Consider the following 24,853-nt stretch of genomic DNA (forward strand, 5'->3'; position numbering starts at 1 on the left):
TGTTGGCTGGGCAGGGGCGGCGTACTCAGGCATGGATCGCGAATGGCTGGTCGATCGCGGGCGATGGCGGAGTGAACCAGGCGGCTCCTTCTTCGGTAACGTGGAAATGGTCTTCCAGACGGATACCGAAACGCGTGGGCACGACGATCATCGGTTCGTCGCTGCAACACATACCCGGTTCCAACGGCGTGTTGTCGCCACGCACCAGATAAGGCGTTTCATGAATGCTCAGGCCACAGCCATGGCCCGTGCGATGGGGCAGGCCGGGCAATCGATAGTCGGGGCCGAGGCCACCCGCCTCGAGTACGCGACGCGCGGCGGCATCGACATCGCCGCAAAGCACACCCGGTCGCACCGCGTCGAACGCGGCCTGTTGCGCTGCCTGCTCGAGATCCCAGATGCGCGCCTGCTCGGCGGTCGGTTTGCCGAAGATGTAGGTACGTGTGATATCCGACTGATAGCCGTGCACGCTGCAGCCGGTATCGATAAGCACCAGTTCGTTCTCGCCGAGGAACTGCTCGCCGGGAATGCCATGCGGATAGGCGGTGGCATGTCCGAACTGAACGATACAGAAGGTCGATCCGCCATCCGCGCCCAGGGCACGATGGGCCTGATCGATAAAGCGCTTGATTTCGCCGGTACCGATCCCTTCGCGAATCAGGCCGGCGGCCAGACGATGGACTTGCAGGGTCATCGCGGTGGCTTGCCGCATCAGCGCCAGTTCGGCGGGTGATTTCCTCATGCGGCAGCCGTCGACAATTTCGCTCGCATCGACGATGGCGCGTTGCCCCAGTTGTTTGCGCAACCGTTCGTACACGAGGAACGATACGGCCGGGTCCAGCGCCAGTCGATGCGCGCCACGTTCCGCTAGCAGGTTCGCCACCAGCGCCTGGGGATCTTCGTGTTCCTCCCACATCCGCAACCGGGCGGGAATTTTCAGCTCATGGCTGAGCGATCCTTCTTCGAAGGCAGGGCAGATCAGCACGGGCTCCCCGTGCATGGTTACCAGCAGTGCCACCAGTCTTTCGCTGGCACCCCAGGGCACGCCTGCGAAGTAGCGAAGCGACGTGCCGGCCGTGATGAGCAGCGCATCGTCGCCCCGTTCGCGCATGAGCCGGCGCGCCCGATCCAGCCGCTGCTGGTATTCGTCGGCGCCGATGGCCGGCGCGCGAGCGGACCACGGACGCAACGCCGCCTGCGCGTCGACAGGACTGAGGCCACCAATTTGCGCGTTGCTCATGCTTTGCCGCCGATGTCGTCCTGGCTCCAGCGGCCATCGATCAGCCGTTGCACATTGCCCGGGTTGCGATCGCGAAGTTCGATCGGCAACAGCGCTTCGGGGACGCCGTCGTAGCTGTGCAACGCGGCAAAGCGATGGATCGACGCAGGCATACCCACGGCGGTGAATCCCGGATGGCCGGTGCTGGGATAGGGCCCGCCATGGTTCATCGCCGCGCTTACCGCGACGCCGGTCGGCATTTTGTTGGCGATCAGCCTGCCGACTTTGTGACGCAACGCCAGGGCAATCGTTTGCCATGCCGCATCGTCGCTGCCGTCGGCGGCGCGATACAGGGTGCCGGTGAGGTTGCCTTCGAACGTCGTGGCAAGCGCTGCCATCGTTTGCGTATCGGCAGCCCGCACGATCAGGCTGACCGGCCCGAATGCCTCGGTCTGCAATGCGCCGGGCGAGGCTTTGAAGGTTTCCGCGTCGACGACGAGCAAGGTGGGTTCATGGAGATAGCCGTCGCCTTCGCCTGTTCCGCCGCCGGCCAGCACCGTCGCTCCCGCCTCGCGCAAATCGGCGACCGCACGGACCAGATTGTCCCGTACGCCGCGCGAGAACAGCACCTTCGGTGCGGCAGCGGCGAACAGCGCGCGGGCGCTGGTCACGAAAGTATCGCCTCGCGGTCCTTCGGGCACGACGACGATGCCCGGGTTCGTACAGAACTGGCCACTGCCCATGACGCATGAAGCGAAGAATTCCTGCGCCAGCGCATCGCCTCGTTCGGCCAGTGCGCCGGGCAGAAGAAAGACCGGATTGACGCTCGACAACTCCGCATATATCGGCACGCCGCCGCGATCGGCGGCGGCCTTCAGTGCCAGTCCGCCTGTACGGCTTCCGGTAAAGCCGATCGCACCCAGCCGCGTATCGCCAGCGAGTCCGATGCCATGGGCATTGTCGAAGTGATACAGCAACTGCACCGCTGCGGCAGGCAAACCCGCTTCCGTGAGCGTGGTATGCGCCAACTGAGCAAGCCGCTGGCTGGTGGCGGGATGCGATGGATGCGCCTTGGCGATGACGGGATTGCGCGCGGCAATCGCCGAGGCGAAATCGCTGCCGGCGATCGCATTGAAGGCGTACGGAAAATTGTTGGGGCCGAAGATCAGCACCGGTTTGGCGAGCGGCGCCCGGTGGGCACGCAGACCCGCGACGGTGTCGATGGTCGGCTGGGTCCATGTGTAACCGCGTACCGCTTTCGCCGCCTGCCGCAGCTGGCCACTGGCGCGTGGCAGTTCCACCGTGCGCAGTCGCGGTTCGACGGGCAACGCGGTTTCGGCATGCGCCAGTGCAACCAGCGTGTCGACATCCGCGTCGATCGCATCGGCATAGCGATCGAGGAAATCGGCGATGCGAGTGGCCGGCGTGGCTGCCAGTTCATCGGCCACCGCCACGGCGGCGCGCATCGCAGCTTCGAGGTCCGCCGGGCCACTGACCGGAAAATCCGGTCCGATGGCGGTCGCCCGGCTCGGGTCTTCGGCACGGAATCCGCCTTGCGGATCGAGCGGTGCGCGCCAGGCACCGCCTATCAGCACGGGCTCGAAAGCATTCATCTCAATGTCCCGGGTAAGTAGCGATAGCGCGATCGATAACCTTCAGTGCGGCATCGCGCTCGACCCCGGCGACCGGCAGGCGCGGTGCGCGTACACGTTCGCTACCCATGCCGACTTTTTCCTGCACCAGTTTGATCAGCTGCACGAAGGTCGGCACGGTATCCAGGCGTAGCAAGGGCAGGAACCAGGCATACAGCGACTCGGCGGCCTTGGGGCCACCATCGCGGGCCAGCTCGAACAGCTTTACCGATTCCTTCGGGTAGGCATTGACCAGTCCCGCGACCCAGCCCACCGCGCCCATGCTGACGCCTTCGACGATTGCATCGTCCATGCCCACCAGCAACTGCAGGCGATCGCCCAGCAGCGCGCGGATGCCAGCGAAACGACGCACGTCGCCGGAGGATTCCTTGACGGCCTGAAGATTCGGAAACTCGGCGGCCAGTTCGGCCATTTGCGCCGGGCTGAAATCGGTCTTGTAAGCGACCGGGTTGTTGTAAAGCATGCACGGCAGATCGGTGGCGCCGATCACGGCGCGCACATGGGCACCCATTTCACGCCAGTCGGTGGAATACACATAGGGCGGCAACACCATCAGGCCGCGACAGCCAATCGACTTGGCTTCTTTCGCCAGCTTCACCGCTTCGTCCGTGGACAGGGACGCGATGCCGGGAATTACCGGCGCGCGTCCGTCGAGCGCTTCGACCAGCGTGCGCAGGATCGCGAGCTTTTCATCGAAGCTCAGCGTCGCGGCTTCGCCCAGCGAACCCAGCGGCACGATACCCTTGCCGCCGGCATCGATCATCTGGCGTGCGTGGCTTGCAAGGAAGGCGTGATCGACCTGGCCGTCGGCGGTGAAGGGTGTGGTGATGGCGGGCAGTACACCGTGCCATAGGGAAGCGTTGTTCATGCAGTCATTCCTCGATCGTTGCAAGGGGAAAAAAGTCGGTATCGCCCAGCGTGGATAGCCGGGCTGGAAACAGCGGTGGGCGTTGCCCGCCGCCCGAAAATCGGCCAAGTTCGGCCAGCGCGGCGCCGCAGATACGGCCCTGGCACGCGCCCATGCCGCAACGTGTGGCGAGCTTAGCGCTGCGTGTATCCGTATAGCCGTCCATATCGGAAAGCGCGACGTCTTCGCAACGACAGATCAGCGTGTCCGGTGTGGCCAGTGCATATACGCGGGCGTCGAGTGCGAAGCGTGTACGCAGCGCCTCGGCGAAAGCGCGGGCATGGCGTCGACGGGGTTGCAAGGCCATGGCGGCGGATCGTGCGCCGGCGGCGGCATGTCCGGCGATCGCTCCTTCGACGCGTGCGCTGTCGCGACCGCCGATGCCACAGACTTCACCCGCCGCGTAGACGGTGTCGATGTTCGTTTGCTGCCAGATGTCGGTGGACACCTGGGGATGCGCGCCTTCCCATCGCAATTCGCAGCCCAGCAGTTGCGCCAGTTCCACATTGGGTAGCAGACCGTAGCCGATGGCTAACTGATCGCATGGAACCTGTTCGATTCCGTGCGGGCCTTCCAGTTCGACGGTGCGCAGGGTGCTGTCGCCAAGGGCACGACGCACCACGCTCCCGCAACGATACGGCACGCCAGCCAGCTGGCCGCGAAGCAGCGCCGCCTGGATCGCCTTGGCCGGCCAGCGCCAAAGGGAGCCGGCGAAACGACGCACCGCATCGGCACCGGCCTGTTCGTAAATACCCAGTACGGTCGCGCCGTGGCGTTTTGCGGTGGCGGCGGCAGCCAGCAGTAACGGTCCGCTGCCGGCTATCAGTACGCGGCGACCGGCCAGCGGCCAGCCTTGTTTGGCCAGCGCCTGCAAGCCACCGGCGCCGGTGACGCCGGGCAGGGTCCAGCCGGGGAAGGGCAGCAACAATTCGCGCGCACCGGTCGCAAGAACCAGTGCGCCATAGTCCAGCCGGCTGCCGCGCCGAGGATCTTCCACGAACAGGCTGCCGGTTTCCACGGCGACCACCTGCGTTCGCGCCAGCCAGTCCACGCGCGAATGCGTCAGCGCCCCCCCGATACTTCGGCGAGCCAACGACGGTGCGGCATGTCGCACATCGTGACGCCATACCTGGCCGCCAGCGGTGGCTTGCGCATCGATCAGTCCGACCCGTGCGCCATGGCTCGTGGCGGCCTGCGCGGCGGCCAGTCCCGCCGGACCGGCGCCGACGACCAGAACGTCGTAGTACTCATTCATGGGTGGATACCCGCATGCCGTCGTGTACCGGACACATGCAGGCGCGTTGTTGCGCGATGCCGTCGATGCGTACGCGGCATTCGAAACACACCCCCATGCCACACAGCGGCGCACGCCATTGACCGCTTACCGAGCGGCGGAATGAAATGCCAAGCGTGGCGATGGCCGCCGCCACGCTCGCACCTGCCGGCACGTCGACGGGTTGATCGTCGACGAACAGGCGGATAGACGAGATGGCGTTCATGCCACGACCCGCGCGGGATCGTAAGGACTGGCGTCGATTGCGGTGGCGCGACCCAGTAGCTGGTCGACCACCAGTCGCGCGCTGCCCAGCGAGGTGGTGATGCCAAGACCTTCGTGTCCTGCGGCGACCCATAGCTGGTGCTCGTGCGGCACGCGGCCCAGATAGGGACGTCCGTCGGGACTGACCGGCCGGAAACCGGTCCAGATGCGTAGCGCGTCGAGCTGACGTAGCGCGGGAAGAAACCGGAAACTTCGCGCCAGCATGCGGCGCACCATCGGCAGCGATACCTCGGGCGTCGAACTGCCGAACTCGCGTGAGGAACCGATCAGGATCTGTCCGGTCGGGCGCGGCTGCACATTGAAGGCGACGCTGCTATCGGCATCGCCATGCGCACTGTCGGCATAGCCCAGTTCCAGCAATTGATGATGCACAAGGCCCGGATGGCGATCGGTAATGACCAGATGACCTTTGCGCGCGCGTAGCGGCAACGTGGGCAGCAGTTGAGCGAGAGCACAGCCGGTAGCGATCAGTGCCGGACCTTGCAGGCGAGTGTCGTCGTCCAGCCGGACGCCGCCATATTCGATGTGTGCAACACGCCGCGAATACATCCGGGCGCCGCGCTCGACCGCGCGATCGACCAGGTGCCGGGCTACCGCAGGGGGATAAACGACCGCTTCGCCAGGCACGCGCATGCCGCCGGCCAAGCCCGGCGCCAGCGCCGGTTCCAGCCGATACAGGGTGTCGCTGTCGATCGCTTCGGTTTCCACACCGGCGGCAGCCAGGCGTGCGCGCTTGGCCGGGATGCTCGCCAGTTCCCGTTCGTTGCTGGCCACCCACAATGTGCCGCAGCGGCTGAATTCGGCTTGCGGCAGGTTGCTCAGCGATTCCCACAGCTCGAGCGAGTAACGCGACAGCGCGAGTTCGGCCGGATCGTCGTCCATCGCCACCAGATGACCCATGGCGGCGGCGGTGGCGCCACCACCGACCGGACCCGGCTCGACGATCGCCACGCGCAGGCCTTCGGCACTGGCGTAGTCCGCGCATGCCGCACCGACGATGCCCGCGCCAACGACGATCAGGTCATAAGTCTTCACGCCGCGCCGATACCCCAGGCCAGCGGGTCCGTATCGTCGATCCGCAACTGCCCCTGCGCCGTGATGTATGCGCTACCGGTAATCCGCGGCAGCACGCCGCGTGTGCCGGGGACGTACTGCGCTTCGAATACGTTGCCGAGAATCCCGCCCTGGCGCCAGACCTGACCGGGCGCCAGCTTGCCGTCCGCCGCAAGGCAGGCCACCTTGGCGCTGGTGCCCGTACCGCACGGCGAGCGGTCGTAGGCCATGCCGGGGCAGAGCACGAAATTGCGCGCGTCGGCATCGTCCTGCCCAGGCGGGCCGTTGAGTTCGATATGGTCGATCTCCGCGCCATCGGCACCGGTAATGCCGGCTCGTTCGAGTGCGTTGCGGATCGCTTCGGTATAGGCGGTCAGCTCGCGTCGATGGGCCAGGGTCAAGGGCAGCGGGGCATCGTTGCTGATGAAAAACCAGTTGCCGCCCCAGGCGACGTCGCCGCGCACGTTGCCGTAGCCGGGCACATCGAGCACGGTGTTCGCGGCGTAGCGGTAGCTCTCGACATTGTCGATCGCCACCCGTCCGTCTTCGTACAGTTCCACGCCGACCGTGCCCACCGGCGTCTCCAGCAGATGACGTCCCGGTCCGATGCGGCCGAGGAAACGCAGCGTGCGGATCACGCCGATCGTGCCGTGTCCGCACATGCCGAGGTAGCCGACATTGTTGAAAAAAATCACCCCGGCGCAGGCATGCGGGTCCTGGGGCGGCACCAGCAGCGCACCGACCATGGTGTCCGAACCACGGGGTTCGCAGGCGATGGCCTGGCGCCAGTGGTCGTGGCGGTCGCGACAAAGGCGTCGCCGTTCGGCCAGCGTGCCGGTGCCCAGATCGGGGAAGCCTGCGAGCACGACCCGGGTGGGTTCGCCGCCGGTGTGCGAGTCGATGAAGTCGATGGTGTGCATGGCTTCATGCTCGCGTCACCGCCACCGGGCGTCTAGAAAGCCTTGCTGTCATTGAATGCGGAATTCGGCATAACGGCCGGAGCGGAGCAAAATCCCCGTTTTTGGGGTACCTACTTGCGCAAGCGGGTAAATTGCTGTTTATGATGCAGTGCACAAGCGCTTTGCAATGCCGAAAACGCCGTCGCCACCGGTCGGGGAGCACATAACACGTATGAAGATTTCAGCCGATGAACTGGAGCCGCTGTTCGATGCGCTGCCGGATGTGGTGTTCTTCGTAAAGGACGTCGCGGCGCGCTACACGCACGCCAATCTGACCCTGGTGCGCCGGCTGGGCCTGAAAGGGCGCAGCGAGGTGATCGGCAAGAGCGTCACCGAATTGTTTCCCACCACCATGGGCGGCTCGTATGCGGCGCAGGACAAGCGCGTACTGAGCGGCGAGGTGATCGAGAACCAGCTCGAAGTACACATCTTCACCAATCGGACACCGGGCTGGTGCCTGACCTGCAAGCGGCCGTTGCGAGTGCGTGGCGAGATACGCGGCGTGATCGGCATCTCGCGCGACCTGGGCCAACCGGACGGACGCCATCCCACCTATGATCGTCTGCGACGGGTGCTCAGCTATATGCAGCAGCACTATGCAGAGGGCGTGCGCGTGCACACGCTCGCCGGGTTGGCCGATCTCTCGGTCGCTCAGCTGGAGCGGCACTTCCGGCGCGTATTCCAGCTCACGCCGCAACAGGTGCTGACCAAACTCCGGATCGAAGCGGGGATGAGGCTACTGGGAGGCAACGACACGGTCGCATCGATCGGACTGGCCTGCGGTTTCGTCGATCAGAGCGCGTTCGCCCGGCAGTTCAAGGCAACCGTAGGCATGACGCCGCGCGACTATCGCGCCGTGGCGGCGCAACGGGTCGAGCGAGGCGAAACGGGGCAGGGCGTTTCCGCTGTGTCGTCAGACGACTATATACGGCGCTGAAGCGTGACGGTGCGAAGGGCGGGAGCACGTCCGTGCAAGAAATATTTCCTGCCTGCGCGCATAGTCGGGCGATAATCACGCCTCGCTCCCAAGAGCAACGGAGAGTTTTATGAACAGCTCCACGAATCATCCCCTGAGCGCTTCGTTCGTCGAAGCGCAGCGTCTGCGATTGATCGCCCTTCGTGCCCAGTTGATGGGGACGGGCGATGCGGCGGGTGCGGAGGAGCGATTGCTTCAGGACACCGCGGGCGGCGAGGCTGGCGAAAGCGAAGACGACGCCGAGAAAATGGCGATCCAGGAAAACGACGAAGCCGTGTTCCACCAGTCCGTCAAGCGGCTGGACGATGTCAGGCGTGCGCTGGAAAAAATCGACGAAGGCACCTATGGCTTGTCGGACGATAGCGGCGACCCCATTTCCAAAGCACGACTCGAGGCAGTCCCCGAAGCCATCTACACCGTAGACGAAGAACGCGATCATGAGCGCTAACGAACATTTCGAAGTAACGCACACGGACGAGGAATGGCGCCGGTTGCTGACGCCGGAGCAGTACGCCGTCATGCGCGGTCACGGGACGGAACGCCCAGGAAGCTGCAGCCTGCTGCACGAAGAACGAACCGGCGCTTTCGCCTGTGCCGGCTGCGGCCAGAAGTTGTTCGTCTCTGGCACGAAATTCGAAAGCGGAACCGGCTGGCCCAGTTTCGACACGCCGGCTCCGGGTTCGACCGAAACCACCGTCGACAGCAGCTACGGCATGCAACGCACGGAAGTCCATTGCAGCCGCTGCGGCAGCCACCTGGGGCACGTATTCCCGGATGGACCGCCGCCTACCGGGTTGCGTTACTGCATCAATGGTGTGGCGCTTAACTTCGTTCCGGATTGAATCATCGGTTAGATCGGACATCTCAAAGCTTGATATAGATCCGCCTGCGATCCATCGCCCATACGATGACCCACCAGATCGCGACAAAGACGATGGCGTAGGCTAGCGAGAAAAGTCGTGGATCGAGTTGCAGGCTGGTCGATGTGGTGCTCAGGAATGATTCGATCCTGTTTTGCAGGCCGCTGGCGGGGATCAGTATCTGCATGATTTCGGCGCCGGCGTAGGCCGCCACGGCGTTGACGCCGAAGCGGCGGCCTAGTGGCAACAGACGATGCTGGTCCACCAGGAAATGAAATAGCCAGACCGCCAGCATGGCCAGGCCGGCGCACCAGAGTGCGAAGGATGGCGTCCACAGGTTTTTACTGAATGGCAGCCAGTGCGACCATGCGATCGCGATGAGTGCCGAAACGATGCCGGCTACGACGAGATGTCGCGTTTGTCCTTTCCGTAGCCACTGGCCCGCGCATAGTCCGAGCAGGCTGGTGGCGAGCGAGGGCAGGGTGCCGAGCAGTCCTTCGGGATCGTGTCCGCGGCCGGTTGCGGCATCGATCTGATAGACCGTATGGCCGAACACGGCGCTATCGGTGCGACTGACGATATTCACCCATGGCTCCAGCGAGCCGCTCGCGAGCAGCAACGCCCAGTAACCCAGTAGAAGAGTCGCGATGGCCGCCCACCAGATACGCGGTCGTGCGTAGATGGCGAACAGGCTGGTACCGGCGAAGCACAGGCCGATTCGTTGCAGCACACCGGGAATACGCAGGCGCTCGTCGGGCATAAGCAGCCATGCGAGCACGTTGATCGCCAGCCCCAGCAGCACGATCCGCAGTGCGCGTTTCAGAGCGGTGCGCGCGAGCGATGCCTGAGGTGCGCCCTGTTCGAGACGAGGCCCGAACGCGAGCGCGGTGGAAACGCCGACGATGAAAAGGAAGAACGGAAAGATCAGGTCCGTTGGCGTGCAGCCGTACCAGGTGGCGTGCTCGAGTGGTGCATAGACATGTGCTTCGAGCCCCGGGTCGTTGACCAGCAGCATCGCCGCGACGGTACATCCGCGCAGCGCGTCGATAGACGACAGACGTGTGTTTACTGTGTTCATGGTTGTTCCGTCGTCTGCTGCAGTCGAAGCGTGGTAACGCCGTAGTAGGGATCTTCCGGCGATGCGGTCAGGAGAAGGCATAACGTATGAGCACCACGTAGCGGCGGTAAGGCCGCCGTAAGTTCAAAGCGACGAGGCGAGCTTTTCGGGTCCGGCAGATTCGTTACCGATACTTCCGGGCCGTCGCAGCGATCCACGCGAATCTCCAGCTCGCCATGTACCGATGACGCATGGCGGCGGACGATCAGCCGGGCATCGTGCGCGAGAGCGACATTGCGTGGCAGACGCGCAATGTCGACCACGACGGCGCGAATAGGATCGAGCGGTAGAGGTGGCGTGCGTCGGCAACTGTCGAATACGTTGACGTTGTAGACGGGCGATAGCGAGGTCGCATCTGGTGTCGGCTGCGCGCGCATTTCATCGATGTGTTCCGACGGACAGGCGGTCAGTTCGTTTCCGGCGATGGTGCGTAGCTGGGGAACATCCAGAATGCGCTCACGCGCATCGGCCAGCACGGTGCCGGATGGCGTCAGCGTTGCTGCCTTTACGGTCGTCGGGAGCGTCACCGTAAACGGCGCCGCATAGACGGGCGAACCCGAAACCGGGGGCGTGCCATCCAGGGTGTAGTGAATCGTTCCGCTTCCGACCTGATTGGACAATGTGACGAGTGCTTTGCCGCTGGTCAGGGCTTGTACTCGATCCACATCAATGGTTACCGCGAAGGCGCTGTCGGCATAACCGATGCCTTGCTGACGATATCGGGTGAGCTGTGCGGGGAGGCGCGCCAGGAAACCGCTCCAGCTCCTTTTTTCGGCGGGCGTCCATACCATCTCGGCCAGTGCGTCCAGTCGCGGGAATATCGCGTGCTGAAGATGCGCGGCGCTTGGCATGTGCTCGCTCCACACGTTGGCCTGCGCGCCGAGAATGCGTTTTGCCTGCCCGGGTGCCAGTCCTTGAGGCACGACCTCGAAGGCATAGACGTTTTGCAGGGTTTGCATCGGCAGACGGCCGGCGGTTTCGTCGGCGCGCGTGCTCTGCACGTAGTCGAAGTACAGGAATGGGTCGGGCGCCACGACGACATCGTGTCCCGCCTGGATCGCTTTCTGGATGCCGCTGGTGCCGCGCCACGACATGACGGCGGCATCGCCGGGAACGCCACCCTCGAGAATTTCATCCCAGCCGATCAGGCGCCGTCCGTGGTTCTGCAGGTACTGGCCCAAGCGTCCCATCAACCAGCTTTGCATCTGCTCGGGATGTTCGAGGCCAAGCGCATGCATTTTTGCCTGCACATCGGCAGACGCCTCCCACTGGTCCTTGATCGCCTCGTCTCCACCGAGATGGATGTAACGCGACGGGAACAACGCCATCACTTCGTCGAGCACGCCTTCCAGAAAATGGACGGTTGGCTCGTCGACGTTGTACAGATACGGATTGACTCCCCAGTCGACCGACACCGAGGGGCGCCTGCCGGTGACGCCGAATTGCGGATACGCCGCCACGGCAGCCTGCGCATGGCCGGGCATGTCCAGCTCCGGCACGATCGTGATGTGACGTGCGGAGGCATAGGCGACGACCTGACGAATCTGCTCCTGCGTGTAGAAGCCGCCGTAACGCGTCGGCGTACCTTCCTTGCCTGCTTCGGGCGGCGTACGCCATGCACCGGTGCGGGTCAGCTCCGGATAGCGTTTGATCTCGATGCGCCAGCCCTGGTCGTCGGTGAGGTGCCAGTGCAGTGTGTTGAGCTTGTGCAGGGCCATCTGATCGACCATCCGCTCGATGTCGGCCACGCTCTGCATATGCCTGGCGGAGTCGATCATCAAACCGCGCCAGCCGAAGCGGGGCCAGTCGTCGATGCGCACGGCGGGCACGGTCGCGGTCGTGCCGGACGCATGGGCGGTAAACAACTGCCACAGGCTGACCGCGCCGTAATAGAGCCCGCTTTCGTCGCGGGCGACGATGCTCGCTTCCTTTGACGTCACATCCAGGGTGTAGCCCTCGGCCTGGGTAACCGCCGCATCCGTGCGGCGGCGAATGACGATGGCAGGATCGTCATTCGCCGCCGGCTCCGTCACCACCGCCAGTGTCGGGCCGCCGGAATGTGCCAGCAGATCGGACAGCGCATGCGCCACCCGAAGTGCCGCCGCGTCGGAGGGGACGACGCGGATAACGGTGCCCGGACCGATGGTCAGCTGTCCTGCCTGCGGTACCGCCTGCACGGGCAGGGGAATCAACGGCAGCTCGCCGTCGCCGGCAAACGCCTGACAGGAGAAACACAACAACACGCTCAGGAAAATCGTGCGGATCTTCATAGACGATAGCGACACCGGTTGATCGACGAGTCCCATCATCGGTCATACCGGGATGGGGTGTGTAGTGTTGCCATCCCTAAAACTTGAAATGAAGGTTCGCCATGTAGCGCCGGCCGGTGGTGTACGTGTTCAGCGGTTCGCGCTTGGTGTCCTGATACTGGAAATACTTCTCGTCGAGCAGGTTCATCGCATCCAGCGTGACCGAGACGTTGGGATTGAAGGTCCAGCCGAAGCTCGCGTCGAACTCGGTGTAGGCATCCACGGTGGCCGGCGCCGCGCCGGCGATGAAGCCTCCCGCGAGATACTTGCTGCGCCAGCCATATATTAGACGGGCGGTGAGCGGACCTTTCTCGTAGTAAGGGCTGAAATTGACTGCGTTGTCCGAGCTATAGGGCAACGCTTCTCCCGCGGTGTTGCGAGCGTGCGTATAGGTATAGTTGGCCGACACGCCAAAGCCACTTTCACCGAACGGCTGCTGATAGTTCAGGGTGAAGCCGCGAATTTTTCCCGCGCCCGAGTTGTACGGACGGATGACGGTGTAATCGCAGAATCCGTTTACATCGCAATTGCCCAGCTGGCCATCGACGTACTTGGACACGAAGTTGGCGTGGTCGGTGTCGTTCAATCCGTTGTACTGGCGCTCGGTCTTGGCTACCTGATCGAGGTAGTTGAGAACGTGCTTGTAGAACACGGAAGCGGCCAGTACCGACTGCGCGCCGAAATACCATTCGGCCGAGGCATTGAAGTTGTACGACTTGTACGGCTTGAGTCCGCCGTTGCCGCCTGTCCCGTTGAGCACGTCGTCATTGAGGAACGTGTTGGGCACGAGCTGGTTGTAAGGCGCCCACGAAATGACCTTCGCGGCCGAGAAACGCAGCACGACGTCGTGCTGGGTGTCATAGACCAGGTTGAACGCCGGGAGCCAGTCGTTATAGGTGGCTTTCGACGTCTTGCGCCATGCATCCGGCACGGGATAGATAGGCGTGCCGTCGGCAAGGATGTAGTTGCCGTCGATCTTGGTATGCACGTAGCGGACACCGAAATTGCCGTGCAGCGAATCGGTGGCGAAATTGGCCTGCGCGTACAGGCCTTCCGCTTCCTGTCGCACCTTCCAGGTGCCGTTGATGTAGTTCGCGGCGCTGACATCGTTCCAGTTGATCGGGCTGTTGTCGATCCATGCGCGCTCGGCGCCGTCGGTGGTCTGGACATGCCGACGCTGGTCGGCCGAGAAGCCGGAGAAAGCGCTGCTGTCGAGTATGTCGGTATAGCTGATGCCGCCGGCATCGGCCAGCGACCCGGCGTTGATGCCATCGGCATAGCTGCGGTAGTCGGAGCCTTCGTTGTGCCGGGTGTAGCGCGCGCCGATCAACAGCTGATTTATCGGGCCGTTGAAGTCCTTGCTGAAATCGAGCTGACCATAGAAATCGCGCGAGGTCAGCGGATTGCGAAGCAGGCTGTTGGAGCCGTTGGGCTCGACCCAGTTGGTGGGATCGCGCGCGGCGCTCGGGTCGTCGAAAGTGACGCCGCGATGGATGTCCCAACCATAGCCGCCACCGTAGACGGCACCGAGGTAGTATTCCTGCAGCGTGTTGTTGGCCTTGCTTCCGCCGATCTGTCCGTTGAGTTCCCAGCCATCGCCGCGATAGCTTCCCTTGAAGTCCAGCCCTTTGGTGGTGACCACCGATTTGCGTGCGAACGAATCGAGGTAGACGGCGGCCGGCCCGCAGCCTGCCGTTTCGACGCCGCAGGCATGACCCGAGCCGATCACGCCCTGCGATGCGGCTCCGAGGCTGTCGATATTCTGATTGCCTCCCTGGAAATACAGCGACTGTTCGAAGTTGCTGAAATCTTCGCGCACGTACAGGGCACTGGCCGAGAGCTCCACACGATCGGTAGGCTTGTACTGGACGGTGCCTGTAAACGTGTCGCGCTTTCGATGCTGCTGGAACCACGCGGCGTTAAGCGAGTCGGGCATGATGTCCGTGCCCGCCAGCTTGCCGCTGGCAACGAGACCGGCCACCGTGGGATTCACGGATGCGACGTCGCTCATTGCCTGATAGTTGAATATCTCGCTGCCCTGGCGATCGGTCTGTTCCTCGTAGTGCGAAACCGAGACCAATGCGCCGAGCGTGGATTCCGGGTTCTTCCAGCTGTACAGCACGGAAGCATTGGGACGGGTCTTGTCGGCCTGGTCGCCGTAGTTGACGCCGACGGTGCCGGTGAGGGTGTTCGCCTTCAGGTCGAGCGGCTGCCGCGTGTACATGATCACGGTGCCGCCGATACTGCCTTCGGGCAAACGCGCTTCCGGCGACTTGTAGATTTCCAGGCGGCCGAGCACTTCAGGCGCCAGCAGCGTGTAGTCGAAGCCGCGGTTGGGCTGTTCTCCGACGAGCCATGGCGTTTGCGCTACCGGATGCCCGTCGAGGAAAGTGAGGTTCAGGCTCGGATCGGTGCCGTCGATGCTGACGCGTTCGCCCTGGCCGAAACGCCGGTCGATCGTGACGCCGGGAATCTGCGCCATGGCTTCGGCGACGTTCGTACTCGGGAATTTGCCGATGTCTTCTGCCGTGATGGCGTCGACGATGGCATCGGCGTTGCGCTTGGTGTCCAGCGATCTGGCCATGCTGCTGCGAATGCCCGTGACCATGATGGCCGAGAGATCCTTGGCGTTCTTCGCATCGGCGGGCGTCGCCGTCGTTTGAGCGGGTGCGGATTTCGCACCGGTACTCGCCTCTGGCGGCGGCGCGTTCTGCGCATGCGACATCCCTGTCGTACAACACAATCCGGCGACAATAGCGGCTGCCAGTACAGACATTCGGTGCTGCATAGTGGATCCTCCCCTCCAGTGCGGTTGTTCAACCCATGGCCCGTGACCGCAAGCGCGACTCCCCATCGCTGCTTGCCAGACCTTGCTCGTTACGGAAACGGCGACGCTTTGTGTCGTTTCCCGGTACCTGTTGCTGTATCGAATATCGAATCCGGCAGCGCCGGCAGGCCCGCGGCACGGCGCGCCAGTTCCAGCGCGCCCCATAGCGGCGCATCGTCGGTAAACCGTGCGCTGACCAGCGCAGGCGGAAACGGCACCAGTCGCTGAAGCAGCTGCGCCAGATTCTGTTCAAGCACGGGGTATTGCCGGTTGACGCCGCCGCCGATGGCGATCCGCTCCACGTCGAGCGCAATGGACAGATTCACCAGCTGCGCAGCGAGCGCGTTGAGTCGCCGTTGCAGTTCCTGTTTCACGTGTGACTGATCGCTGTGGAACAGGTCCTTCGCACGTTGGCCGGAACCCAGGGTTTCGCGCGCAAGTTCGTCCAGCGAAGCTCCGGAGAACAACGCTTCCATAGGAGCGACACCGTCGCGCCAGCCGCGCCATTGAGACGGCTCGACCTCGTCGAGGAAGGGCGTCAACTGATAACCGATCTCGAGCGCCGCGCCATTGCGTCCGCGATACACCTCGCCATTGATGATCGCGGCGGCGGCAAGTCCGGTGCCGATATTCAGGTAAAGCGCATGATCGGTGCCGCGCAGTCCGCCCCACGTATGTTCGGCGAGGCCTCCGGCTTTTACATCGTTGTCCAGCGTGATCGCCGTACTGCCGAACGCGGCCGCAAGTTCCCCGAAGAGGTCCATGCCTTCCAGCCCGGGTGTGTTGGGCGCCATCAGCAGATGATTCTCGCGTACGACGCCGGGAAAGACGGCGGCGACCCCCAGAAGACGCCGGTCGTCATCGAGCTGCGCGCAGTGTTTCGCCGCGTCGATGAGCCGATGCAAAGCCGGACCGCCAGTCAGTCCGGGAGCGTGCGTATCCAGACGGGAGCGACGCAGTGCCCCGGTCGCTGTGTCGTAGCTGGCCACTTGAGTCTTGGTGCCGCCGACATCGATGGCTATAAGCATGTTCGGAGACATCTTCATGCGTGTCTGGCCCGCAGGTTGTGCACGCGCGACCAGCACAGATAGGCGATCGATCCCAGCAGCAGCCATGCCAGCGACCACTGGATCGGATAGGCGCCCGGCGCGTTCTTGTTCGACGACACGTAGATATAAATCCAGCCGAGCAGGGCGATCAGTGCGGGCACGGGATACAGCCACATCTTGTATGGCCGTTCCATCTCCGGACGTTTGCGTCGCAGCGTGAACAGCGCGGCGATCTGAGCGACCGACTGCACCAGGATCATGACGGTGGTCAGCAACTGGATCAGCGTGGCCAATGAGGTGAGGCGACCGATAGCGAAGCCGAGCGAGGTCAGTACGCCCATCGACAGCAGCCCCCAGGTGGGAAAACCAAGGCGCGGATGAATCTGCGAAAACGCCCTGAAGAAGACGCCATCGCGCGCCGCCTCGTAAGGCACGCGCGAACCGCCGAGCAACCCGGCGAATACCGATGCGGCAGCCGTGATCAGAATCAGTACAGTCACCACGCCCGCGGCGGTCGATCCCCAGGATTCATTCAGCACAACGGAGGCCACGGCACTGAATGCCATCGAATCCGGGTCGAGCATGCGATGCCAGTCGACCACGCCCAGGACCCCGATCTGCATCGTGAAATACACCACGAACATGCCGAGGATCGACAGCACGATGGATGCGGGAATGACCTTGCCCGGCTGCTTTATTTCGGCGGCCAGATACGCGGACGTGTTGTAACCCAGATAATCGTACGTGCCGATCGTCAGGCTGCCCGCGAGTCCGAACCAGAATGCGCTGCTACCCAGATCGAAGGCGCCCGCCGGGAAGCTGAAAGCGCGCGCGACGTCGAAGTGCGACAGCGACGCGGCGATCAGGCAGACGGTGCTTATCAGCATGACGATCCACAGCGCGATGCCGAGGCGGCCGATCGATCGCGTGGTTCGCCACAGCAGACCGATCGTGATCCAGATCAGAACCAGGCCGACCAGATTTCCCTGCAACGCGGTCATATGCGGAAGGAACCAGCCCAGGTACTGGACAAAGCCCATCACGCCGGTAGCCATGGTCAGCGGGATAAAGAGCATGGCTGTCCAGACGAACAGAAAGGGCAGCAACGCGCCGGTGCGCTTGCCGAAAGCTTCCCGCAGATAGATATAAGTGCCGCCGGAGCCGGGCAGGGCGGCGCCCAGTTCAGCCCATACGAGGCCGTCGCACAGGGCCAGCAACGCTCCCAACAGCCATCCGAGACACGCCTGCGGACCGCCCATCACCACGACCATCGCGGGAATGGTGATGAAGGGACCGGCGCCGCACATCTGGCTCATATTGAGCGCCACGGCGGAAGCCAGCCCCAGTCGTGGCTTCAGTTGCGGCGCCGTGGGTGCCTCGTGCGTCTCGTTTCGCATGTTCTGGACGGTCTCCGGAAACGGCACGGTCGGGTTGACTGGGACTGGGTGGGCCCAAGAAAACCACAAGTTCTATATTAATTCAAGTTGAAGAAATTAATTAATCTGGCTGTAGTGTTGGTGCTGGGCGACTCAGCTGGCATGGTTCCGGCGCGAGGGCCACTCATGCCCGATCCTTCCCGAAGAGTGAAACCCGCTATCCATGCAGACGCCATCGAAGTCGAACAAGCCAACGACGGGTACCAATCTCGAGCACGCGCGCATGCACAATCGTCGCGTCGTACTGGAGGCCATCCGGCAGGCGGGACGTCTGACCCGCGCGGACCTGACGCGACTCACATCGCTTACGGCGCAGACGATTTCCAACATCGTTGCCGAGCTGATCGGCGAAGCGAAGCTGTCGGCCCACGCGCCGGAAAAGACGGCCAGAGGACAGCCGCCCATTCCGTTGTCGATCAATCCCGATGGCGGGTTCTCGATCGGTTTCCATGTGGAACAGCATCAGATCGTCGCGGTACTGCTGGACCTGAAAGGCGTCACCCGGGGACGGCAGGTCTTCGCCGTGAGTTATCCGACGTTCGCCGAAGCGTTGCCCTTGCTGCTGAGAAGCATTGAAGCGTTTCGCCGCGATGTAGCGGGGAAGCCCATGCTCGGCATCGGTATCGCGCTGCCCGGTCCCTTTGGCGTCGAAGGCATGAGCGCGGTTGGCCCAACCAGCATGCCTGGCTGGGACGATGCGCAGAGCCTCGCCGTCTTAAGGCAGATGACGCAACTTCCCGTGTTGATGGAAAACGACGCCACGGCGGCCGCCATGGGCGAGCGGCTATACGGTGCCGCGGGTGGTCTCAGGGATTTCGCGTATCTGTTCATCGGACACGGACTGGGTGCCGGGTTCTATCTGGACAACCGGTTGTACTCGGGTCACTGGCGCAACGCCGGCGAAATCGGGCACGTCATCGTGATTCCGAATGGCAAGCCCTGTTACTGCGGCAAGCAGGGGTGTCTGGAACGCTATGTTTCGGGAGCGTCATTGCTGGAGCACCTGGGGGTCGGGGCGGACCAGGACCTGGCCGATCTGGACCTGACCGAGCGCAAGCACGCCGCAGGCATCGAGCGCTGGCTTGCCGAAGCGGTGCCGGCACTTCGTCAGGCGATCAGTTTGCTGGAATCGCTGCTGGACCCGGAAACCGTGCTTGTCGGAGGCACACTTTCCAACGACATCCTGGGACGTCTGGTCGAGGAATCGGCCCCGTTGTTTCCATCCGTGAGCGTCAGGGTGGAGCGCCAGCAAGAGCGAGTACAGCTATGTACCGCCGGACACGACTGCGTAGCGCTGGGCGCGGCCGCGCTGGTGGTTCTGGCCGAACTCAGTCCCGACTATCACGCATTGTTGAAAGACTGAGGCGGCATTCGCCTTTTCAGGGCCTCAACGCATCCGCGACGGTTAACCGGTTGCGTGTGTTCAACGATGAGGTAAGTCTGTCCAGATGCATCGGTGTGGCAATGAAGCTGCCCTGCGCGATGTCGGCTTTGAGCCGGCATGCGAGTTTCAGATCGTCTCCGGTCGATACGCCTTCGACAGTCACCTGGATACCGAGTTTGTGAAGCATCTCTATGAACGATTCGAGGATGACCGAGCCGCGTACGTCTCCTTTGTACTTCTCGAAAAGCGATTCGTCGATCCTGGCGCTGTCGATGGGCATATGCCTTAAATGCTCCGTGCCATGGATGACCGGTGCAAAGGCATCGATCTCGACGGAAAGTCCGTATCGTTTGAGCTTCTGGAGATTTCTTGCCGTTTGCGAGGGGTCCGCAAGCTTAACGTCGTCGTCTATTCGCACGACGATGTTGTAAGGCGGACTTCCCGATGCGTGCAGTGCCGATATCGCGTCCTCGACGTTATGTCTGTGACTCACCCAGTCCCACGAGACGTTGATGCACGTCGCGATGTGCTGATGACCATTCTGCTTCAGCGCCTGAATGGCGCGGATGCAGGGCGCCACAATGCGCGCGGTAACTTCCCACGGCGGAGACCCGCCAGCGATGGACATCCCAGCGTGCCTGAGCTGCAGAAACTCGCGCCCCGTGCGCCAATAGGGCGAAAGCACGTCCACCGCTACGATCCGCCGCGTCAGAAGATGCAGCTGTGGCTGGAACCAGTCTTCGGGATGCTTATCCTCCATGGTTTCGCGCGTCCAGCCATGACAGCAGCCGATCGACAGGCATGGCGTGTGCGATGAAGTTTCCCTGCGCCGTATCGGCCCGCAAATGCGTTGCAAGGATCAGGTCGTCTTTTCGGGAGATGCCCTCGATCGTTACCTCGTGTCCAAGCATGTGAATCATCTCCACCAGACACTGAAGGATCTGGCGTCCCCGTTCGTCTTCGCTGCTTCTATAGGCCAGCGACCTGTCGATCTTGATCTCGTCCAGAGGCATGTAGCGAAGGTGTTCGATGGCGTTGTAGCCCGATCCGAAGTCGTCGAGCGAGATCGTGAAGCCGCGATTTCTCAGGCGATCGAGGTTTCGTATGGCTTGCTCGTTTTTTATCAGACGGGCGTTCTCGGTGATCTCGATGATGATTTTGTCCGGGCTGTGGCCTGCTTCGTAGACCAGGGAGATGGCCTCTTCGATATTTCCGTAGTCGACAATCCAGTCCCATGAAACATTGATGGCCACGGCCATGTGTCCGTACCCCCTGTCCCTGAGTGTGTCCAGGCAACGGAAGCATTCGGACAGGACGCGGGTCGTAAATTCACGCATTTGTCCGCAGGCAACGATGGCCGGCAGGAAACGGTCGGGAGTCAGCAGGCCACGGCGCGGGTGGCGCCACCTGGCCAGGGCCTCCACGGCGACCACGCGCCCGCTCGAAAGATGCAGTTGCGGCTGATAACACAGCTCCAGCCGGCCCTCCGGCATATCGGGGGGCGCGCCGACGTGGCTCGTCCGGGCTAGCGCCACCCCCGGCGTGCCTGCGGAGGGCTGCCGTACGTGTCTGTCGAGGATCAGGTCTTCGGGCATCGTGGGCATCGACCGGTGTGAAGTTATTGGGTTGCCATACACCTTATGAATACGTTGAACATGGAAAAAAGCCGACAATGGTCACTTCAGACAGAGGGCGAGCGCATGAATAGTCCAGCCACGGATATCGACGACGACCGGTTTCCTCTGCTGCTTCAGCGGATCGAATCGGGCGACGCCGCCGCACTGGGCGAGGCGTACACGGCCATCTATTCGGAAATGAAACGAAACGCGCGCCGGCAACTTCGACGTGGGCGCGGCAGTTTCACGACGACGGCGCTGGTGAACGAAACCTACCTGCGCATCCATAACTCGAAAATTGCCGCCAAGGATCGCGGACACCTGCTGGGCATTACTGCCCATGTGATGCGTCAGATTCTGGTGGACCATGCCCGGCATGTCGGAAGCCAGAAGCGTGGCGGCGGCCTGGTTCACCTCACGCTCGATGTGTCGTCGATGCATATTGCCGACCCGGCCCATGAGGTCTTGTCGTTGCATGACGCCTTGTCCGAACTGGAGCAGATCGATCCGGTCCTGGCCAAGGTTGTCGAGTGGCGCTACTTCGGCGGGTACAGCGAACAGGAAATCGCGGAACATCTCGAGGTGACCGAGCGCACGGTGCAACGTTACTGGCGGAAGGCGCGCGCGTTTCTGCTGGCGCAGTTGGCCGATGAGCGCCCGTAAGGGCTTATGGCGGGACGGGCATGGAAGCGCACTCGCCGGACGGGGCAAGGTGCATCGCCTTCAATGACATGACGGGATGTTCGTTCAGCATCGCGCGCGTTATGGCGTGACAACGGCCGTAGCGGACCACGGCCGCTTCATGCGCGGTATCGAGCAGCTTTTTCCCTTCGGCATACTTCCCGGGCTGCGCCATAAGTGCGACGGCCACGGTTCTCTGCAAAAGCAGGCTCTGGGGCTCCGAGCGCGACCGCGTCCAGTCGTATGCATTCTCTTGAAGTTGATGCAGCGCCAGGCTTGCATTCTCGACGGCGCAATTGAACTCGTGCGACGCAAGACAGATGTCCGCTTTCAGTTGCGGCAAATCCTGATTGAGTTCGGCCGTATTTTCGTCCGCTGTCGAAAAGAGCTTCTTCATGGAAGTCACTTCATTCATGAGACTCCGGGCGTTATCGGTGTCGCCGCGCATCACGTCGTTTCTCGCGATAGCGATCAAGCTCGACGAATACAATATCCGGCTCTTGGTATCCGTTGCCCCGGATAGTTGATTGCGCAGATCGCCAAGAATGCTGGTCGAACCGGTCAGGTCGCCGGTGTACTGCAAGGCCCTGGCCATGAGCAGCGACCGTATCTTCGTCCGGAATGCGTCCGGGACGGGGTGATCGGCTTGCAGGCTTGCTTCAATACCCGTGGCCTCGCGCATGGCGGCAACGGCGTCCTCGAACATGCCGCATCGCTCGAGCGCAATGGCATATTCATGAAGGGCATAGGCCAGCTCGGGTGTCTTCGTACCTGTCTTCTTCCAGTCGGCGATGCGTTTCGCGTATGACATGCGCGCCAGATCGGGTTCGCCCATAAGCATGTAGATGATCGATAACAGGTCGCGCGCCTGAAATACGGAATCCGAATTGCCGAGGCCCGCTCGTTCGCTCTTGGCGATCAGCGCGTCCAGCATCGACCGCGCCTTTGGAATTTCGCCGCCGCGAATGTACGCGCCGCCGAGGGAGAGCCGTATCGCGCTCTCGTCCTCGATGGAGATATCGTCGATGGTTTTCAGTAGCTGGCTGGCCTCGTCGGCCTGCTTAAGATACGTCGCCGGTTGAGACTCGTGCGTATAGGAGTTGATGTCGGCCAGCGTCGCAAGCAATAGTGCGTTCAGCGTGCTGTTGATCGGTTGCGAGGGCAGGTCGTGCAGTATTTTCCCGGCCTGGTTCATAAGAGACGTCGCGTCGGCGTACTTCTCCTGATTGCTCGCATTCCGCGAAAGGGCATACAACGCCAGTGCCTTGTCATAGCTACCGGGTGGCGCCCCCGAGACGGCCGACGTGAGCACCTGGTCCGCCTTGGCGAACATCCCGAGGCCGGCATAGATGCCGCCGATACTTCTGAGCATGCGATTCTTCAGTGCCGCGTCGAGGCTATTGTCTTTCTGGACGCGTTCAAGGCTTCGGTCCGCCGCTTCCTTGACGGTAAATGCCGGATCGCCATACACCCGCAATCCCTGCTGAGAGAAAATCGTGTTGAACAGTCCGAGCATCTTGTGCTCGTCCTCGCTGTTCTCTTGCGTCACACGCGCCTGCTGCCTTATGTGGGCCACGATACCCAGGGATATGAGCAGGATCATGGCAAGCGTTATGGCGGGCCAGCGATGCCTGGCGAGGAAACGACCCGTCCGGTAGAGGCTGGTTTGAGCGCGAGCAAGCACCGGTCGCCCATCCAGCCAGGCCCCCAGGTCGCGCTTCAGTTCGCCGACGGCCGCATACCGATGGGCAGGGTCACGCTGAAGACAGCGCGCGACGATGGCATCGAGATCTCCACGTACCTGGTATGCCAGCGATCGTGGTGTCAGCGACCATGCGGAAGCTTCATCGCGGCTCAATCCTTGCGCGAAGCGCGACATCTGTCCGGTTTCGTACAACCTGGTGGAAGGGTTGAGATAGTCGCGCGCATGCGGGGACTGGCCACCGGCATACCTTCCACAGAGGAGCAAATGAAGTAGCAAGCCAAGCGCATATATATCGATGCCGGTACTTGCCGGGCCGCGTGCCAGTTGTTCCGGCGCGGCGAAACGCGGCGTTACGAGTTGGGTATCCGCGTTCTGTTCCGTCATCAGGCGCTCGGCGATCAGGGCCGAAATGCCAAAGTCGAGCAGTTTGACTTTGCCTTCCGCCGTCACCAGAAGATTCGACGGCTTGATGTCTCTGTGGATGATCAACTGGCTGTGTGCATAGCGCACCGCATCGACGACGCCGAGCATCAGTCGTATCCGTGCACGTACATCGAGTTTTTTCCTCGAACACCAGATGTCGATGGGCTCGCCATCGATCAGCTCCATGGCGAACCACGGGGTATGTTCTCCTTCGACGCCACCGTCGAGCAGGGAGGCGATGTTCGGATGGGTCAGGCGTGCGAGGAGCTGCCGTTCCTCCAGGAAACGGTCGCGCGCCCTGGCCTGATCCATGTCGATGCGAACCACCTTCAGCGCGCAGTCTTTTTCGAATTGTCCGTCGGCACGGCTGGCACGGTAGACCGCACCCATGCCGCCGTGGCCGATTACCTCTTCGATCCGCCACGCTCCCATGCGCTTGCCAAGCAGGTCGGACAATTCGGCGGCCTGGTCCTGGGATACGGTGAATTCGGGAATGCCCCTATCGAACCGGTCGTCGTCCGTCTGATCGGCCGCGATCAGCGCTTCGACCAGGCGTGCCGTGTCCGGCTCCTGGCGGCGCAGGCGTCTGAGCCAACGAGTCCTCCGGAATCCTTTCAGTTCCAGATAGTCGTCGAGCAGGTTCATGGCACGCAATTGAGCCGCAACGTTCGTGACGGACGTCTTCATGTGCATGGCCGAAGGTGGATGGGGTCAGTAAATCATCTCGACTGACTATAGATACGGGATGCGACTCGCAAAGCCGACAGGGCCGCACGAGTGTTGGCTCGTTGACCTTCTTCGCCACCAGCGTACGCCGGAATGCACCGGTGCGGGGAAGCTACGCCGGCCGTGCAGGGATAGATCGCGCATCGAATATGAAATGGCGTGTCGGGTTTGACCGGGATTTCTCGTTTTCCTGTATCGAGAACGTTGATGTCTCCCGTATCGCAAGGGCCGGGGAGCCGTTGCGATGACGCAACGTTTATTGCCTCCGGCAGGACGCTGGTGGCGCGGTGTGGTTGCCATGCCCGTACCCCCCTTGATGGCAACCCGGCCAGCTTTATGGATGAGCTGGAAATAACAGCACTGTCGAGAGACAACGCAATCCCGCGGGGAGGTCAC

Annotated in this window: 20 protein-coding genes; 5 read left to right on the forward strand and 15 right to left on the reverse strand. The window is 62.6% G+C overall.

Going from position 1 to position 24,853, the window contains the following annotated elements; all coding sequences use genetic code 11:
* Positions 1–25 precede the first annotated feature (25 nt).
* Genes EC912_RS03350 through EC912_RS03380 form a run of 7 tightly spaced genes read right to left on the reverse strand, consistent with a single transcriptional unit; the run spans position 26 to position 7,309 of the window.
* Positions 26–1,240: a M24 family metallopeptidase gene (locus EC912_RS03350; protein WP_132141698.1), complete on the reverse strand. Its 1,215-nt coding sequence runs from the start codon at positions 1,238–1,240 to the stop codon at positions 26–28.
* Positions 1,237–2,832: an aldehyde dehydrogenase family protein gene (locus EC912_RS03355; RefSeq protein WP_132141699.1), complete on the reverse strand. Its 1,596-nt coding sequence runs from the start codon at positions 2,830–2,832 to the stop codon at positions 1,237–1,239. The genes EC912_RS03350 and EC912_RS03355 overlap by 4 nt, the downstream gene beginning before the upstream one ends.
* A gap of 1 nt (position 2,833) precedes the next feature.
* Positions 2,834–3,739 carry a dihydrodipicolinate synthase family protein gene (locus tag EC912_RS03360; protein ID WP_132141700.1) on the reverse strand — a complete coding sequence of 302 codons (906 nt, stop codon included), beginning with the start codon at positions 3,737–3,739 and terminating at the stop codon, positions 2,834–2,836.
* 4 nt (positions 3,740–3,743) lie between these two features.
* Entirely contained in the window at positions 3,744–5,033 is a 1,290-nt protein-coding gene (locus tag EC912_RS03365) for an FAD-dependent oxidoreductase (RefSeq protein WP_132141701.1), read from the reverse strand.
* Entirely contained in the window at positions 5,026–5,277 is a 252-nt protein-coding gene (locus tag EC912_RS03370) for a 2Fe-2S iron-sulfur cluster-binding protein (RefSeq protein WP_132141702.1), read from the reverse strand. The genes EC912_RS03365 and EC912_RS03370 overlap by 8 nt, the downstream gene beginning before the upstream one ends.
* Entirely contained in the window at positions 5,274–6,389 is a 1,116-nt protein-coding gene (locus EC912_RS03375) for an NAD(P)/FAD-dependent oxidoreductase (protein WP_243649139.1), read from the reverse strand. The genes EC912_RS03370 and EC912_RS03375 overlap by 4 nt, the downstream gene beginning before the upstream one ends.
* Complete coding sequence (locus EC912_RS03380) at positions 6,368–7,309, reverse strand: proline racemase family protein (protein WP_132141704.1); 942 nt, start codon at positions 7,307–7,309, stop codon at positions 6,368–6,370. Before EC912_RS03380 ends, EC912_RS03375 begins: the two co-directional genes overlap by 22 nt.
* A 211-nt stretch (positions 7,310–7,520) precedes the next feature.
* Here EC912_RS03380 and EC912_RS03385 point away from each other — a divergent pair, with 211 nt between their 5' ends.
* The 3 genes from EC912_RS03385 to msrB all read left to right on the forward strand — a co-directional run bounded on the left by EC912_RS03385 (position 7,521) and on the right by msrB (position 9,166).
* Positions 7,521–8,285, forward strand: a complete 765-nt coding sequence (locus tag EC912_RS03385) for an AraC family transcriptional regulator (protein ID WP_132141705.1) — start codon at positions 7,521–7,523, stop codon at positions 8,283–8,285.
* A gap of 109 nt (positions 8,286–8,394) precedes the next feature.
* A complete protein-coding gene (locus tag EC912_RS03390) occupies positions 8,395–8,772 on the forward strand; it encodes a TraR/DksA family transcriptional regulator (RefSeq protein WP_132141706.1) in 378 nt (125 codons plus the stop codon).
* Positions 8,762–9,166, forward strand: a complete 405-nt coding sequence (gene msrB / locus EC912_RS03395) for a peptide-methionine (R)-S-oxide reductase MsrB (RefSeq protein WP_132141707.1) — start codon at positions 8,762–8,764, stop codon at positions 9,164–9,166. The genes EC912_RS03390 and msrB overlap by 11 nt, the downstream gene beginning before the upstream one ends.
* Positions 9,167–9,188: 22 nt before the next feature.
* On the opposite strand, the gene EC912_RS03400 is transcribed toward msrB, so the two are convergent.
* The 5 genes from EC912_RS03400 to EC912_RS03420 form a co-directional block, all read right to left on the reverse strand.
* A complete protein-coding gene (locus tag EC912_RS03400) occupies positions 9,189–10,262 on the reverse strand; it encodes an acyltransferase family protein (protein WP_132141708.1) in 1,074 nt (357 codons plus the stop codon).
* Entirely contained in the window at positions 10,259–12,610 is a 2,352-nt protein-coding gene (locus EC912_RS03405; RefSeq protein ID WP_243649116.1) for a beta-N-acetylhexosaminidase, read from the reverse strand. Before EC912_RS03405 ends, EC912_RS03400 begins: the two co-directional genes overlap by 4 nt.
* A 37-nt stretch (positions 12,611–12,647) precedes the next feature.
* Complete coding sequence (locus EC912_RS03410) at positions 12,648–15,335, reverse strand: TonB-dependent receptor (RefSeq protein ID WP_428993077.1); 2,688 nt, start codon at positions 15,333–15,335, stop codon at positions 12,648–12,650.
* A 152-nt stretch (positions 15,336–15,487) separates the two neighbouring features.
* Positions 15,488–16,483, reverse strand: coding sequence for an ROK family protein (locus EC912_RS03415; RefSeq protein ID WP_132141711.1), 996 nt, complete (start codon positions 16,481–16,483; stop codon positions 15,488–15,490).
* The gene (locus EC912_RS03420; RefSeq protein WP_132141712.1) at positions 16,480–17,883 is read right to left on the reverse strand and encodes an APC family permease; all 1,404 of its coding nucleotides are present in this window, start codon (positions 17,881–17,883) and stop codon (positions 16,480–16,482) included. The genes EC912_RS03415 and EC912_RS03420 overlap by 4 nt, the downstream gene beginning before the upstream one ends.
* A gap of 202 nt (positions 17,884–18,085) precedes the next feature.
* On the opposite strand from EC912_RS03420, the gene EC912_RS03425 reads away from it, so the two are divergent.
* Positions 18,086–19,285: an ROK family protein gene (locus EC912_RS03425; protein ID WP_132141713.1), complete on the forward strand. Its 1,200-nt coding sequence runs from the start codon at positions 18,086–18,088 to the stop codon at positions 19,283–19,285.
* Positions 19,286–19,301: 16 nt separating this feature from the next.
* Here the strand turns inward: EC912_RS03425 and EC912_RS03430 are convergent, their stop codons facing one another.
* Together EC912_RS03430 and EC912_RS03435 are read right to left on the reverse strand one after the other, a co-directional pair.
* Entirely contained in the window at positions 19,302–20,066 is a 765-nt protein-coding gene (locus EC912_RS03430) for an EAL domain-containing protein (RefSeq protein ID WP_132141714.1), read from the reverse strand.
* Positions 20,056–20,979, reverse strand: coding sequence for an EAL domain-containing protein (locus EC912_RS03435; protein ID WP_132141715.1), 924 nt, complete (start codon positions 20,977–20,979; stop codon positions 20,056–20,058). Before EC912_RS03435 ends, EC912_RS03430 begins: the two co-directional genes overlap by 11 nt.
* Before the next feature lie 27 nt (positions 20,980–21,006).
* Between EC912_RS03435 and EC912_RS03440 the strand changes: the two genes are divergently transcribed.
* Complete coding sequence (locus tag EC912_RS03440; RefSeq protein ID WP_165973488.1) at positions 21,007–21,585, forward strand: ECF-type sigma factor; 579 nt, start codon at positions 21,007–21,009, stop codon at positions 21,583–21,585.
* A 4-nt stretch (positions 21,586–21,589) separates the two neighbouring features.
* Here the strand turns inward: EC912_RS03440 and EC912_RS03445 are convergent, their stop codons facing one another.
* Positions 21,590–24,418, reverse strand: a complete 2,829-nt coding sequence (locus EC912_RS03445; RefSeq protein ID WP_165973489.1) for a serine/threonine-protein kinase — start codon at positions 24,416–24,418, stop codon at positions 21,590–21,592.
* Positions 24,419–24,853 lie beyond the last annotated feature (435 nt).

This window comes from Luteibacter rhizovicinus, assembly GCF_004342265.1.
In the GTDB taxonomy this organism is placed as follows: Bacteria; Pseudomonadota; Gammaproteobacteria; order Xanthomonadales; family Rhodanobacteraceae; genus Luteibacter; species Luteibacter rhizovicinus_B.

What these genes read in the sequence shown, in the direction of transcription:
- EC912_RS03350 (WP_132141698.1), bottom strand. Translation starts at nt 1,240, where the DNA reads ATGAGCAACGCGCAAATTGGTGGCCTCAGTCCTGTCGACGCGCAGGCG.
- EC912_RS03355 (WP_132141699.1), bottom strand. Translation starts at nt 2,832, where the DNA reads ATGAATGCTTTCGAGCCCGTGCTGATAGGCGGTGCCTGGCGCGCACCG.
- EC912_RS03360 (WP_132141700.1), bottom strand. Translation starts at nt 3,739, where the DNA reads ATGAACAACGCTTCCCTATGGCACGGTGTACTGCCCGCCATCACCACA.
- EC912_RS03365 (WP_132141701.1), bottom strand. Translation starts at nt 5,033, where the DNA reads ATGAATGAGTACTACGACGTTCTGGTCGTCGGCGCCGGTCCGGCGGGA.
- EC912_RS03370 (WP_132141702.1), bottom strand. Translation starts at nt 5,277, where the DNA reads ATGAACGCCATCTCGTCTATCCGCCTGTTCGTCGACGATCAACCCGTC.
- EC912_RS03380 (WP_132141704.1), bottom strand. Translation starts at nt 7,309, where the DNA reads ATGCACACCATCGACTTCATCGACTCGCACACCGGCGGCGAACCCACC.
- EC912_RS03385 (WP_132141705.1), top strand. Translation starts at nt 7,521, where the DNA reads ATGAAGATTTCAGCCGATGAACTGGAGCCGCTGTTCGATGCGCTGCCG.
- EC912_RS03390 (WP_132141706.1), top strand. Translation starts at nt 8,395, where the DNA reads ATGAACAGCTCCACGAATCATCCCCTGAGCGCTTCGTTCGTCGAAGCG.
- msrB (WP_132141707.1), top strand. Translation starts at nt 8,762, where the DNA reads ATGAGCGCTAACGAACATTTCGAAGTAACGCACACGGACGAGGAATGG.
- EC912_RS03400 (WP_132141708.1), bottom strand. Translation starts at nt 10,262, where the DNA reads ATGAACACAGTAAACACACGTCTGTCGTCTATCGACGCGCTGCGCGGA.
- EC912_RS03405 (WP_243649116.1), bottom strand. Translation starts at nt 12,610, where the DNA reads ATGATGGGACTCGTCGATCAACCGGTGTCGCTATCGTCTATGAAGATC.
- EC912_RS03410 (WP_428993077.1), bottom strand. Translation starts at nt 15,335, where the DNA reads ATGTCGCATGCGCAGAACGCGCCGCCGCCAGAGGCGAGTACCGGTGCG.
- EC912_RS03415 (WP_132141711.1), bottom strand. Translation starts at nt 16,483, where the DNA reads ATGAAGATGTCTCCGAACATGCTTATAGCCATCGATGTCGGCGGCACC.
- EC912_RS03420 (WP_132141712.1), bottom strand. Translation starts at nt 17,883, where the DNA reads ATGCGAAACGAGACGCACGAGGCACCCACGGCGCCGCAACTGAAGCCA.
- EC912_RS03425 (WP_132141713.1), top strand. Translation starts at nt 18,086, where the DNA reads ATGCAGACGCCATCGAAGTCGAACAAGCCAACGACGGGTACCAATCTC.
- EC912_RS03430 (WP_132141714.1), bottom strand. Translation starts at nt 20,066, where the DNA reads ATGGAGGATAAGCATCCCGAAGACTGGTTCCAGCCACAGCTGCATCTT.
- EC912_RS03440 (WP_165973488.1), top strand. Translation starts at nt 21,007, where the DNA reads ATGAATAGTCCAGCCACGGATATCGACGACGACCGGTTTCCTCTGCTG.
- EC912_RS03445 (WP_165973489.1), bottom strand. Translation starts at nt 24,418, where the DNA reads ATGAAGACGTCCGTCACGAACGTTGCGGCTCAATTGCGTGCCATGAAC.